This is a genomic window from Segatella copri (assembly GCF_003465495.1).
GTDB lineage: Bacteria > Bacteroidota > Bacteroidia > Bacteroidales > Bacteroidaceae > Prevotella > Prevotella copri_G.
Genome location: NZ_QSAV01000045.1, coordinates 1 through 14,303 on the forward strand (window position 1 = coordinate 1; position 14,303 = coordinate 14,303).

A 14,303-nucleotide genomic window follows, 5' to 3' on the forward strand; every position below is an offset into this window, starting at 1 on the left:
ATCCAACCCTTCTTTGTAAAACAGCTGTTTTTTATACTTTAATTATATATAAGTAAAAGATGTTATAATATTTATCACTTATCTTATGTTTATTACAGGACATGTACCAGGCGGATTGGCATGGCCCTGTAAGTCCCGGTGTTTTTACCTGCATTACCGCTGACGAAGCGGAGATTCGACATGGTGCAAATCTTACCATACACATCTAAATAGCGATACCAGAAGCCATACTCAGGACTGGTGGTGTCGAAACCCTGATTTCCTGAGAGTAGCGTGCGGGTCCATAGGCTGACATGGGTGACATTTCTGAAAGCCTCACCCTCCACATATCCTGTGGCTGGCAAATAGATTACGGGCAGCTCCGAATTGTCTGTTGTTATCTCAACACTGTTGTACGCCTCGCCCGACAAGGTGTAGCGGGTCTCCTCTTTCAGATTACCGCCGTCTATGATGTCTTGGAACACACTATTCTCGGGAATAGTGAAACCTTGAGGCAGATTGCCGATAAGATTACCTGCATTTGCCTGATCCTGTTTCGCTTTAGCAATATGGAAGTATCCGCCAATAGCACCCTTGTTAGCTTCCAACGCCTTGGTGCCCGGAGCATAGCATCTGTCGCTGGAGGCTCCGAGGTTGCGGTCGAGCATGACGTATGTTTTACTCTTTCCTTTCACCTTCACTACACCGTAGTAGAAACGGCCACTGACACGAGATTGATCAACAGGCGGTTGCTGGTTGTCGGTGGCATCTATCTTGTGGAAGAGTCCACAATGATAAACGGGATACGTGATATCAATGTTGTGTCCATTCTCCTGATAGGTGATGGTGAAGTCGCCGATCCAGATGTCATAGTTGTCAGCACCGCTGTTCAGCGTCACTTTCCAGTTAGTTCCATCTTTCTCTACCTTAAACATGTCGCTGTTTGCGCCATTAGTCACAACATCACCTTTTTTCATTGGAATCAGATAGCTGAAATTGTTGGTTCCCACCCCGAAGTGCAGACCATCGTTTCTGACAATATCGTTCTGCATATCCTTCGGGCTGAAACCTTGAGTACCTGGCAGGAATTTGTTGAAATAGTCATTATATTCTTCCGATGTGCCCACATTGCTTGATGTCACAAGCTTTACGATTCTGTCAAAACGCTTGAAGTCCTTACCTTTCTGGGTCACGGTTATGGTGCGGGTCAAGTCGCCCGACTTCACGATTACCTTTCCTGTGCGTGGTACCTCAGAGTATTCATTTTTATCTACCGCAATCGAAATCTTATATTTCTTACCTGTAGTAGAGTTTGGACCGTCAGTATCCGGCACGGTGATAGTCTCACTGACCGTGACACCTTTTATCCAGTCACCGGACTTAGAGAAAGTCGGCTTCTCATTGTTCTTGATAGTTGTAACGACAGTGGCGATAATATTCTCATCATCCCATGCGCCGCTTACTTGGTCGCTTACTCCCAGATGGTAGTCCTTGCAGGCTATCATATCGTTAACCAAAGGATTATCATCTTTCACGTCTACCATCATTCGGTTCTCGGGATATGGGTCTTTAATAGCCTCTGCTTCTGTGGGCCAGCCATAGGTGTTCACGTGAGTGATTTTTACTGTATAGGCATGGTTGCGGAGCAACGGCATGGCATCCTTTGTTTTGTTGTCGAGGAAAGCCACCTTATAGAAAGACTCCACACGATTATATTTACCCTTCACGATGAGATAGGCTTGACCGGCGGCAGTCTCATAGAAAGGTGTTTCGCCTGTCTGCCATCCGCTATTGGCTATACCTGCATCGGCTGGCACGTTGGGCGTTGCCGACTCGTATTTACATTCTGTCGGCGCAATGGTTCCCTTGTCAGCCGCATCATACAACTGGAAACTCTCCAGCTCAAACGTCTTGTCGTCATTGAAATCACTGGATGTAGTCTTCTCATACTTGACGTTTACCTTGGCAAACTGGCGCAGCAGACTGATTTCCGGATTTGCCTTCATCAAGCCTGACACGCTGATCATTCCCCAGCAGACAGGATTCTCTGTGTTGATTGTTTCCGAAATGGCAGCCTTGTCCAAACCACTCTGACATTGAGTATCTGACAAATCGCCGGCATTGGCAACCAGATGAATCATTGTAGCCTTGTCCGTGACTGGCACTTTCACTTCGTAAGTGTTGTCGGTGCCCGACACAAGTTCGTAAGCGGAAACGCTTTGGTTCGACAGGAACACTCCTTTATCATCGTAAGCCACTACGTTCAGACTCTTCAATCCCGTATCGCCAGCCCTTGTCAGCTCCTCTTTTGAAAAGTCGGGAAGTGTGATGGTGAGCGTGATGCCCCCATCTTCCACCCCATTCTTGTTGCTTGGGTTGGAACCTTCGTTCAAAGTGTCGCTACATGCTGCCAATGTCAGCAGTGCCACTAAAAGAGATATTATCTTTTTCATTTCCTTACTTACTTTACTTGTTTATACACCTGATGGTATACCTGGATGCCAGCTATTATTGTCATAATATCCTGTATCGTTATACTTCTCATAACTTCTACCTTCGAAAAGGGTATATTTCTCATCATAGACATCCTTTTCAAACTGAAGGACTATACCCTTCTCATGATAGCCGTCAACCGCTTTTAACCTTATCGTTGTCTTCCACCAGTCTCCTACTTGTTCGCTTTTAAAACTCTTGGCACTGTGACCATCCCAAGTGTTGTCCCAATGTATATATTGGTTATTATCTCCTGAGGATGTCGGACTGTCTGTTGCGACACCGAACTTAAACGCCCAGCCTAATACTTTATTCTTGGTATAGACAACATAATTGATATCCTTAACTATCGGCTTCTCATCGAAAATACGATAATAGGGGTCTGTTGTCGGGTCGTAAAGTATCCAACCTTCTCTATCCTCATAGTTAAAAAGGGGGATACCAGGCGCCATGTGCTGAGGGCAGCGGTGAAGGTCCGCACCATCGTTGATGAAGCTGTAGAATATCATCAATGTCTCGCCAGGCTTGATCGGTGTAGTTTCTTGACCGTCGCCTTTATCCAATCTATATCCTTTAGCATTAAAATCCATGTCCTGGTAGTACCATCCTGGATTATTCGTGTCCCCAGTCATACCGCTTGGATTATTATATCTACCATTAAAGTACCACACATTTTCTTTAGGTATTGCTGTTCCTGTCGTTTCACCCTTTTGAGAATAAATATATACATTATGTCTACTTGTTTGCATCTTATTGTCCCAACTCCAAGAATCGTTCCAGTTGTTATTGTTATCACCAGTTCCATAGTATTCATCCAAAATACCTTGGAATTGGTTAGTATTATACTTGCCATTATTTGACGACCTGTCATTAATGGCACGGAAATAGATACGGTAATTGTCAACCGGAGGTCTTACTGTTACTTTAATATCTCTGTACTTATAGTTGCTATTATACGAGTCTTTCGAGTGTACTCGGAATGTATGCACTGTAGTTGTTCCAGGGTCGGTTGTAGCCTCCACCTGGAATGTTCCCTTGGGAGCGTTTTCATCGGATGGCTTCGATATACTGATAGTTGATTTACCAATGGTGGAAGTCTGCTCGTTAGGAAGCACGATACCTCCCAAGTTTGTAACCCAAGTGAATACCTTTGTGTTGGTTTTTGCACTTGCCTCATAATAGATGATTACCTCCAATGGATCAACCTCAAACAGAGGTTCTACATTGTAGTCTACATCCAGATATTTCTTCAGGTTGTTAGCCTTCAGCCATATCTTGGTCTTTCCTTTCGGAGGAAATTTACCTTCCCCATCCCCATAAGCACTCATGGGAATCTCGGGATTAATCCTAAAGGTGATAATATGATTGACCTCATCTCTTTTATCTACAACGACGAGGGGCTTACCATCAACAATCGCATCGCAACCAAACTCCACATTCACCCAATTTGACTTGTAGGAAATAGAGTCTTCCTCTATGGAGGTTATTTGAGCGCTTGTCTTGTTTACCCACAGTGTGGTATGGCTGAAGTCTGCATCTATCGTTACAGGAGTCCAGTCCTCTACGCTCACATTACAGTTGAGAGTCATGTTTCCCAGACTCTTGATCTTGCCGATAATCTCATAATAGGTGCCACGAGGGAAAGTTGGGACTTCTTTGGAAGTTGAACTCTCGTCCTGACGATGTCCCAGCTTAATCTTATAGTAGTTCTCAATGTTACCATTCACAGAGCCATTAACTTTGAGGGTAGACTGCTGAGAGGCTTCGGCGATATAACGCTCAGGCAGATAGTAAGTGCCTTGGAAAAGCCACTTATCGGCGACATTCTGTGGAGCAGGTTTAGGAGTAGCACCCTGAACAAGGGTGATGATGTCCTTATTATTCACATTGGCATTAGCAGCATCCTCTGTCCAGTCTCCCGCCTTATAATAACCACCCTTATTGCTTGCCTCAGAAGAAGTTGCATAAACTTTATTTTCAAAACCATTGGCATAATCTTGACTAACACTAGAGGCTGGCTTGCTAAATGCTCCATCCCAACTCAGCGTGGTGCTAGGAGAAAGCTTTTGAGCCAGAATATCCTTGATGATATAGCTATTACCATTGAATGCAGAACCTTCAGCAGTAGGATCGAAGATAAGATTCAGCTTAACCTTTACGCAAGTAAACTTCAGGTTAGCTGCCACCTCGGTATATTTATCACCACTTTTTTCTATTTTTGTATCGATGATAGTACCGTTTACATCCTTTGGCTCATAAATCATCGGGATGTTTGTAGAAACAGGCATTCCCGGTACTGTTCCAAAGCCATAACTCAGTACTATTTTTTTGAGATCATTTTCTGTTTTGATAGTTTGACCACTCAACACCTTGTTCATATTGGCAACCACATAGATATGGTAAGTGCCCGGCTCGATGGTGAGCTGATAGTTAGCAACATGCTGCTCTACCATCATTGTAGCCAGTGGGGCAGGGAGCGTCTCTACCAGGAGCTTGCCATCATTTCCATTTCCTGTAGGGACAGGGAAAGCATAGAGGGTCAGGTCGTTGATCTGGCATTCATCTACCGTGGCATTATAGGTAGGAAGGCCGGAAGCATCGTCGGTACGGGTACCGCGGCTGCTGAGCACGGTTGGCACGAGTACATGCAAGTTGCTTTCTGACGAAATGGGAGCGCGCTCGCCTCCAAGTTCGTCAGAGCAACTTACTGTAACCAACAATATAAACCAACTAACTAAACTTAAAATGAAATCTCGTATTTTCATTGTTTCCAATTTTTAAAGTCAAATACTCTTATGAGCTAAATGCCCGGAAGGGGCTCTGACACCTGAAACGGTTAGAAATCGACACGCTGGATGCGCTTGACCCAATCCAGAATGGAGATTCTGAGCGTCGCATACTTCCACTGGTTGCCCTGGAGGAAGAAGTCGAGCTTGTAGTCGTACTCACGGTCCAGGAATTCCTGCTCTGAATAATGGCGGGCTTCGAAGGCGCCACGGCCTTGAGCCAGACAGTCAGCAAGATTGATGCGTGCCACCTCTTCGCCTGTAGTCTTGTTCGTGATGGTGAGGATGGCGTTCTTGTCGTTTTCTGCTGCCGGATGCCAGATGAGTCGGGAGAACATGAGGGCGGCATGAGCGGTGCGCTCCTTTACATTGCCCTCGGAATCCTTAAACTCAGTGGTCCAGGTATAGTATGGGGTATATGTCAACTCCTCGTCGGGGAGGAGAGAGTTGTCGTAACTGATATCGCCGTTGGCATTGGTTATCTGATAACTGAAGTCATCGGCATTGATGTTGGCAGGCTCGTCGGTCTGATGCAGGCTGATGGTGAGCTGCTTGGTATCACGAACCAGACCGATGGTATGGCGTGTAACCTGCTGGTCTTTTACTTCAACCAGTTCGTTGCTGAGTCCTTGCCAGAGAGTATCGAGCGGTTGGCTCTGGTTGTTCACCTTGCCCTGTTCGCGGTCGAGTCGTGCATGGAGGGCGGTGATGTTGTCACCCTGCTGTGGCAGAGCTATCTGGAATTTGGCACCTGGCTGCGCAAGTGCATCTTCGTATTTCTTTTGGAAGGCGAAGGTTGCGAATCTGTATTTGCCCGGTTCCAGATTGATTCGCATGGCATAGTTAGGGTCCTTGAGTGGCTGTGATACCGCATCGTTATAGGCATCATGGCGAGCAATGAAGTTGCCCTGCTCGTCGTATACGAATACGCTGAGTCCGCCCACATGATCATTGAACATGTCGGCACGCTGCACGTTGTAGTCGTACTTGAACTGCAAGTCAACACCCATGTCACAAGGAGGCAGGTCGTCGTGCATCAAGTCGTTGCAGCTGCTGAGCATACTGCCCGCCATGATGAATCCCCATCCCATGCATATATTCTTGATCCAACTGTTAAACTTCTTGTTTGCCATGATGCTTATCTGTTTTATGAAAAAGTAAAGTGTATAAATTGATTCTTATTCTTCCGATATAGCCAGCCGCTCCTTAGCGCTAGAGCGGCTGAGCTATATATAATAATGTGAAATGGATTACAGATCGACCTTCTGAGAACGCTTAGCCCACTTGAGGATCTTCACGCTAACCTTGATGTAGTTGTCATTCTCATCATCTGGAGTTTCAGGCTTAACCTCAGGAACGCTAGGATAACCAGGACCGCTAACGCTATTTACAGTCAACTCATACCAGTTGTTGCGGAGCACACCATAACGACCCAAGAATGACAGATTATCAGTGCCGTAAGACATACTAGAATCCCACCTAGTCAAGGCATCACCGAAGTGCTTGATACGGGCAACGTAGTAAGACTCACCATCTGCGTATGTGCTAATACCAACCTTTTTATCCCTGTTGAGACCCAACTGGGTATTAATGGCGGTGATATTTTCAGGTGTAATGGTTGCACCAGTTACGCTGATATTAGCTGCTTCTATATAATGAGTACCTGCTGCAGTGATATCATTTCCTTCAGCATTCAAAGTGACAGTGGTTTTTCCTGCTGCGCCTAAGACAACACTAGCAACTGCAGCTTCGATTTCTTGCTTAAGATCGGCTTCTCTCCAAATAGCAGTGTTCTTACCAATCTTGTAGAATGTTTTTTCTCCTTCATGTAAACTTGCTGGCTTATATGTAGCTTTGAAAATAACGCGAGTAGTCTGCCCCTGCATCATATTGTCAAGATTGAATGTATTCTCAAGACAGTACAATGAGGTAGTAGGCTCTGCTTTTACGTCTGTATTTGCTGTAACATAGTTGAACTCTTTTTCACGAGCAGTCTTGCCAGCCTCTCCGAGGGTGCATAAACTATTGTTGTTGTAGTTAGGGTCTATACCCCAATATACACGCTTTGCAAGGGTTGCTGTATTGTTATCTACGAAACGCTGAGTGTTAGCGCCGTTGATTGAAGATGAAGTAGTGGCATTGTTATTCCAAATTTCAGTGTAGTCTTCGTTCAATCCATCAACATTGTGGATAGGGTAGGCCTTCTTGTTGGTAACATCCAAAGCCCATTTAGAGATAGTAACCTTATCACCCTGATATGTGTCACTAGTAACCGTCTTTTCTGTTGTTGTACCTGTACCTAAGGTAACCTTTGCAAGACAACGCTCTACATAGATATCTGTTGCTGGATTCTTGGCAGCCTCTTCCTCTGTAGGGTAAATCTTATCACTCACAATAGGAACTAAAGTAGTAACATTATTATTCTCGAACAGAGGAGCATTTGCCATATAGAAGCCATTCTCGGGAGTTGCAAATTTATTCGTAACTTTTTCTGTGTTCCACTTAGAGAACTTTTCACCATCTGTAGGCAAAGTAACCTTGGCATTAGCAACAGTACCATTGTTCAAGAGCACCAATGCGAAGAATTTATCAGTTCTATTCACCTTGTCCAGCTTGGCTGTAATTTTAGCATGAGTGGTTACACCTGGCTCATTTTTATCTTTCCATGGTGCCATTGAACCCAACTCTGCACACTCAACGAAAGTGTAATCACCTTCTTTAGTTGCCTCCCCCCCCCTTCTTAAAGATGAGTAAGGTTGCATCATTTACCTTGTACTCATTGGCATCACCATTCTCGAATGTAAGGTCGTCATCTGCACGTGTTCCGCTTGTTGTAGGCAAGTTGATAGAGAAAGATGCATAACCAACACCAGTTTCATTAGTACCAGTACCTGGACCTGCGGTTCCCAGATCCTCATTGCTTGAACAGCTTGCTGTCATAGCTGCGATGACAGCCAAGCCAAATAAATGTTTAATCTTCATAATTTTTGAAAGTTAAGCTTGTATATAATCGTTATTCTCTAATTTTCTGTTATTCCAATTTCTTTATCTGCTTGAAGACATCTCTTACACGTTCTGCCTCTTTCGAGTTGCCTGCCTTGGCAAGATGCTTTTCGGCAGAAGTAAGATCGCCTTTCTGCAAATCGGTGCAGGCGGCATTGAGATTCGCTGTCTCATCATCTGGGAAGAGGCGGACAGCAATGTCGAATACCTCGTTAAACTCTGGCGAACCCGGCTCGTAAGTCTGTGCCACCAGGAACATCTCCTGCAGAGAAAGCTGCTGTGGTTTGGTCTTCAATATCTCCTTGGCCTCTTCGATGCTGAACGGACGAACCGTGTAGGTTACCGTATAGTCGCTATGACGGAGACGAGGATAGATATGATCCAGGATGTAGCGGTAACTAGCCGGATGGAGCTTTCTGATCTTCAGGTCCTTATCGTCGGGAGCCAGCGAGGAGTTAGCTATCTCGAGAATTGCTTCCTTATCAGCCAGATGACTAGCCTGAATCTTCTTCTTGAATCCTTCCCAGTCTTCCGGTGTAGCCTGATAGGTAAAGAGCTTGCTGTTTAAGGTGTAGAGGCTGCTCACATAGTTGCGGAGAGCAGCTGCACGCTCGTTGGCAAGGCGCTTGTTGTTGGCATACGAACCATCAGGCGAAGCAAAACCGTGGATATCAATATCTGTGATTTCAACGTTCTTATCGTTCTTCACCAGGTCGATGGTGGAAGTAATCTTCTTCAGCTCAGTAGCATTCTCACGGAAGTTGGCAAGAATATTACTCTTGTTAACCACAAAGCTGAGATAGGCTTCACCCTTTTCGGCTCTCACCTTCTTGGCTTCCGCCTTCGGCTGCACAAAGAAATCCTTCGTAATCTTAGGTGTACGGTCGATATCCGCAATCGGCGTATTGTCCTGTTCTATCAGGTTGCCGCATCCGCAGAGATCTTCTTTCACCGAGAGTTTGAACTTCTTCATCCATTTCTGATAAGGAACAGACTGGGCGAAGTAAACCTGCTGACTGGTCTTGTTCTTGCGGGTAAGAACCTGTGCCTGCGGATTCTTCTTGCTGTCGGCAAGTCGGCGGTATCTTACAGCCTGGTTTCTACCCTGGATGATGATAGGGTTGAGAGCGATAGAATCAGTTCCTACCATTACCGGTGTGAAAACTATCTGCTGCTCTGATTTCATCTTCAAATCGTTCAGGTTCATACGGAAGGCAACGTCCATCCGGTTGCCGTTCTTGCGTGCCAAGACACTGTCTACCTGAATCTTCCCCCCTGCCAGCTGTTGAGCCTGAGCAGGCATGATGCCCTGAGAAAAGAGTATGCAGAGGGGCGAAATGACCGCATAAAGCTTCATTTTATCCATATTATGATTTCCCTAAATTTTTTGTATTCTGTCTAGTTATTACGTGTTTATATTGTCTGTTTAAAACTACAGTTAAGTTATATTCTTAGAACACGTATATGAGAGATAGTGCGGCTTTTGTAGGGCCCACATAGTTGCGGTGGTCTTTGTCGAGACATTTTTCGCATCGTCCGTAAAGCTTGTAAGGACTGTAGGCATATCCCAAACCGATAGAGCCTTCGAAATTGAGGTGCTTATTGAGTAACCACTGATAACCGTAGGTGAGACCTCCACCAACATACCAGCCTTCATAGTGCCTGCCCTCCAGAGTTTTCGGCAGGATGCCGAAGGGCATGTCAATGTTTTTGATGTTGTATTCACCGCCTAGGGCATGGATTCCGAAGAAATGGCCTCCAAACTTCTGGCAGGTGTACCATCTGTATTCTGGCATAACATTCCAGAATCTCATCTTCTTGTCGCCCGAGAACTTCCAGGGGTTCAGGGTGCCGAAGAGTTGGAAGGTTGTTTTCTTGCCCGTGCCGATTTCGATGCCGGCGTTGGCAGATGTGGAAGCCCATCCCAATAAGTTGGTCTTCAGAGCGACCTCCTGCGCTCGCGTCGTTGCCGTTGAAAGGATCAGCAGCAGCAACATTGCTGATTTAATGAATGTTTGCTTCATCATATCTTTACTTTTATATTTGGTTTCGTTTATATTAAACTTAGCCTTCGTTTGTTAGTTGGTATCTATTTTCGGCTGCAAATTTAAGAAGAAATCCAATATGAAGCAAGAAAAAGTTTCAAAAAGGTTACATTTCTATGTGCAAACGTTTGCACGTTTTATGCAACCTGTTTGCGTAAACACATCATAAAGCACATGATTATAAGTGTAATTTGCACAAATATGCGTAAGGGCAATAGTTTTTTTCGAAAACCTACCCGTCCTTCCTTACCGTTAAGGAAGGCTCCACCTCTCACCCCGACCCTCTCACCCTCAGGGAAGAGGGAGGAAACCGCTCCTCCTCGTCGCTCGGAACCGCTACGCTCTAAGGTTGGCGGGGCATCAAAGCCCTCGCCATATTTTGCGGGATGGGACCGCCTTATTATAGCTTGCTGAGGTAGGGAATAGCAGTTTATAGTTTACAAGGGGAACTGTTAAAATTTGGAAAAACGGACAAAAAGATGCGTAAATACCTTGGAAAAACGGACAAATTATCGTATATTTGCCATGGAAAAGCGGACAAAATACGTCCGTTTAATAATAGAAAAGGGGACAAGGATATGATTAAACGTAAGATAGACAGATATTTAGTTGATTTCTTCGAAACGAATAAGAAAGCTTTGATGTTGACAGGAGCAAGACAGATAGGAAAAACATATTCTATCCGTCGTTTCGGTCATGAACATTTTGAAAGATTCATAGAAATCAACTTCATCGAAAATCCAGGCTTGGTAAAGGTCTTCAGCAAGGCGAAGAATAGTCAGGACATCTTGTTGCGTCTCTCCACTGTGACCAGCCAGGATTTGATCAAGGGCAGTACCCTTGTGTTCTTTGATGAAGTGCAGGAATGCCCGGAAATCGTAACTGCCATCAAATTTCTGGTGGAAGAGGGGAGCTATCGCTATGTTTTAAGCGGTAGCCTATTGGGTGTGGAGATCAAGAATCTCCGTTCTGCACCAGTGGGATATATGGATATGAAAGATATGTATCCTCTTGATTTGGAGGAGTTTGCTACAGCAGTTGGTATCAACGATAGAATTATAGATGCTTTGAGGAAGCATTTTACGGAAGGGACTGCTGTAGATGAATTCATCCATGAAAAGATGATGGAGGTATTCCGCCTTTATCTTATAGTAGGTGGAATGCCTGCAGCTGTTGATAAATATCTGGCTACCAATAATCTGCAAGATGTAATGGCAGAGCAGCAGGCTATCATACGTCTCTATAAGCAGGATATAGCGAAATATGACCCTGACCATAAATTGTATATTCAGGAAATCTTTGACAGGATCCCTGCTGAGCTTGATGCCAAGAACAAGCGTTTCATATTGAAGAACCTGAATGAAAACATCAAGTTTGCACGTTATCAGAACAGTTTCTTGTGGTTGAAGGATGCCGGTGTAGCTTTGCCGGTATATAATGTTGAGGAGCCTACTGTGCCGTTGATTTTGTCGAGCAGCAGAAACTTATTCAAGCTGTTTATGGCAGATATTGGTCTTTTGGCAAGTCTTTATGCGGATGGCATTCAACTGAAGATTTTGGATAACGAACCGTCCATCAACTTTGGTTCGGTATATGAGAATGCCGTAGCACAAGAGCTCTGGGCGCACGGTTTCCAGTTGTATTATTATAACAACAAGCGCCAGGGTGAACTGGATTTTGTGATAGAGCAAAATGGTGAGGTGTTGCCGATAGAGGTTAAATCGGGCAAGGATTATGAGCGTCACAAAGCGCTTACGAATGTGGTGAACTCAACAACTTATCAGATTTCTAAAGCCTATGTGCTGTGTAATGATAATGTGAAGAAGGTGGGAAAAATCACTTATCTCCCTATTTACATGCTGATGTTTATCAAGAAGGAGCAGAAACTTCCTACCAAATATTCCATTGATTTAAGCGGACTGGTTTAAAGGAGCTCAGTATTAAAAGAGAGTCCGGTTTTTTAAAGGACTCTCTTTCATTATATTATGGGTTATTCTACAGTCTTTATCATGTCGATGATGGTATAGATTGGCAAGATATCAAATGAAAATTTGCCTCCTATATCTATGAATCTCCTATTCATATTAATGGATATCAGACTCTTCCGCTGCAGATGCTTTGTTTTCCCTGGGTTGTGGGTTGGGTACGAAGCCAAGGATGGCAACCAGACAACTCATCAAAGGACTGATGATGTTGAAGAAGCAGAAAGGGAGATAGACAAGTGTCGGGATACCAAGAACCGTACTCTGCGTCATACCGCAGGCTGTCCATGGAACCAATACGCTCGTTACGGTAGCACTATCCTCTGTACTTCGGCTCAAGAGTTCCGGCCGATAGCCTCGTTCGGCATATTCATCCTTATAGATAGATGCATTCATAATAATGCTCAGGAACTGGTCACCCATAACGAGATTGAGCAAGACGCCTGATGTCACGGTGCTGCAGACAAGTGATACGGTGCTGTGGATGCTTTTCAGGAGCATGTGGGTAATGGCGTGGAGCATGCCGCTGGCTACCATACATGAACCGAAACACATGGCACAGAGGATGAGCCAGATGGTATTGAGCATGCCAGCCATACCTCGGGTGGCTACGAGATCATTGATGTTAGCCATACCGCAATCTACCTGGGTATGGGTATAGCAGGTGGTCATGATTCCTTCAAAGAGGCTTTTGGCAGAGATGCTGTCTTCACCTGCTATCCCTACAAGTACTTCCGGCTGGAGAATGAGGGCACAGATGCATGCTGAAAGGGCTGAAAGCAAAAGGGTGATGAGAGATGGAGTCTTGCGGTAGATGAGCCATCCTGTAAAAGCCGGAACCAGCATCGTAAACAAGGAGATATTGAAACCATGGCTCAGACCGGTGAGATACTGGCTGATATCCACAGGCTTGGAATCATAACAGAGTCCGATGATGAGATAGAGTACCAGCGAGAGCAGGATGCTTGGTATGGTAGTATAAAGCATATAGCGGATATGTGAGAAGAGATCCGCTCCGGCTATACTCGAAGCAAGGACGGTGGTATCGCTCATTGGCGAGAGTTTATCCCCGAAATAGGCACCGGAGATAATAGCTCCAGCGGTGTAGGGGGCTGGTATACCCAGGGCATCACCGATTCCCATCAGAGCAATACCGATGGTGGCAATAGTGGTCCATGAGGTTCCCGTCATCACAGAAATGATGCTGGAGATGATGCATGCGCAGGGAAGGAAAAAGGTTGGCGACATGATCTGTACACCATAATATATTAATGTGGGTACCACACCACTGATCATCCAGGTAGCTGACATCATTCCGATGAGCAGCAGGATCAGGATAGATACTCCGGCATCGCCCACGGTCTTTTTGATCATCTCTTCAAAGATATTCCATTTCATCCTATAGATGCCCATACCGAGTGCTACACAAACGGCTGTGGCTATCATGAGGGCCACCTGAGAGGCACCAGCCAGGGCATCATCAGGGAAGATTTTGACAACCAGGACGATGAGGGTGATAAGTACTGCCAGCGGTATGACAGAAATAAAAGGATGTGGTGCAACTGGCTGCAGAGACGAGCAGGATGCCTGATTCTCTGCAGTTTGAGATTTCTGTTTCTTTTCTTCTTGTTCCATTTGTTAATATTCTCTTATCATTTTAGTCTTTCATTTACTTTGCGTTTTCATCCGTTTCTTCGATGACATCTGGTCGCTGAAGAACACAAATCATTTCATTACTTCTTGAATTTTCATGCCTAGTAGTGCTTTTCGTGCAAAGGTAACTAAAATTTCCTGTTTACGCAAGAAAAGGTCCAATATAATATTCTTTTTATAAAAAATTATTATTTCATGGAATTTTTCTTGGTTATTTGCCATTGTTAACCATTTTTTTTCTTAACTTTGCATGCTTCCCATTTTCTAAGGGTGATATCATTACCTTTGCAATCTGTATGGTTATATCATCGACTCACAGACGGGTAAACTGACAGAAGTAAAAATAGAAAAAGAATAAAGAA

The 14,303-nt window shown here is 44.7% G+C and carries 10 protein-coding genes; 1 reads left to right on the top strand and 9 read right to left on the bottom strand.

What is annotated here, in order from left to right:
- Positions 1 to 92: 92 nt before the first annotated feature.
- The 7 genes from DWV53_RS12100 to DWV53_RS12130 form a co-directional block, all read right to left on the bottom strand.
- Complete coding sequence (locus DWV53_RS12100) at positions 93 to 2,432, bottom strand: BACON domain-containing protein (RefSeq protein WP_118154255.1); 2,340 nt, start codon at positions 2,430 to 2,432, stop codon at positions 93 to 95.
- Between the two features lie 21 nt (positions 2,433 to 2,453).
- Complete coding sequence (locus tag DWV53_RS12105; RefSeq protein ID WP_181992485.1) at positions 2,454 to 5,237, bottom strand: hypothetical protein; 2,784 nt, start codon at positions 5,235 to 5,237, stop codon at positions 2,454 to 2,456.
- A 71-nt stretch (positions 5,238 to 5,308) separates the two neighbouring features.
- Positions 5,309 to 6,391 (bottom strand): FimB/Mfa2 family fimbrial subunit, encoded by a 1,083-nt coding sequence (locus DWV53_RS12110; RefSeq protein ID WP_118154261.1) that lies wholly within the window; start codon positions 6,389 to 6,391, stop codon positions 5,309 to 5,311.
- Positions 6,392 to 6,508: 117 nt separating this feature from the next.
- Positions 6,509 to 7,933, bottom strand: a complete 1,425-nt coding sequence (locus DWV53_RS12115) for an Mfa1 family fimbria major subunit (protein ID WP_181992486.1) — start codon at positions 7,931 to 7,933, stop codon at positions 6,509 to 6,511.
- A gap of 43 nt (positions 7,934 to 7,976) precedes the next feature.
- On the bottom strand, positions 7,977 to 8,240 hold the full coding sequence (locus tag DWV53_RS12120; RefSeq protein ID WP_118154266.1) for a hypothetical protein: 264 nt from the start codon (positions 8,238 to 8,240) through the stop codon (positions 7,977 to 7,979).
- Positions 8,241 to 8,289: 49 nt separating this feature from the next.
- Positions 8,290 to 9,627, bottom strand: a complete 1,338-nt coding sequence (locus DWV53_RS12125) for a DUF3868 domain-containing protein (protein ID WP_118154269.1) — start codon at positions 9,625 to 9,627, stop codon at positions 8,290 to 8,292.
- 85 nt (positions 9,628 to 9,712) lie between these two features.
- The gene (locus DWV53_RS12130; RefSeq protein ID WP_228112628.1) at positions 9,713 to 10,288 is read right to left on the bottom strand and encodes a DUF3575 domain-containing protein; all 576 of its coding nucleotides are present in this window, start codon (positions 10,286 to 10,288) and stop codon (positions 9,713 to 9,715) included.
- 596 nt (positions 10,289 to 10,884) lie between these two features.
- Between DWV53_RS12130 and DWV53_RS12135 the strand changes: the two genes are divergently transcribed.
- Positions 10,885 to 12,234, top strand: a complete 1,350-nt coding sequence (locus DWV53_RS12135) for an ATP-binding protein (protein WP_118154272.1) — start codon at positions 10,885 to 10,887, stop codon at positions 12,232 to 12,234.
- 156 nt (positions 12,235 to 12,390) lie between these two features.
- On the opposite strand, the gene DWV53_RS12140 is transcribed toward DWV53_RS12135, so the two are convergent.
- A complete protein-coding gene (locus DWV53_RS12140; RefSeq protein WP_118154274.1) occupies positions 12,391 to 13,923 on the bottom strand; it encodes a Na+/H+ antiporter NhaC family protein in 1,533 nt (510 codons plus the stop codon).
- A gap of 90 nt (positions 13,924 to 14,013) precedes the next feature.
- A complete protein-coding gene (locus tag DWV53_RS12145; RefSeq protein WP_153072959.1) occupies positions 14,014 to 14,163 on the bottom strand; it encodes a hypothetical protein in 150 nt (49 codons plus the stop codon).
- Between the last annotated feature and the right edge of the window lie 140 nt (positions 14,164 to 14,303).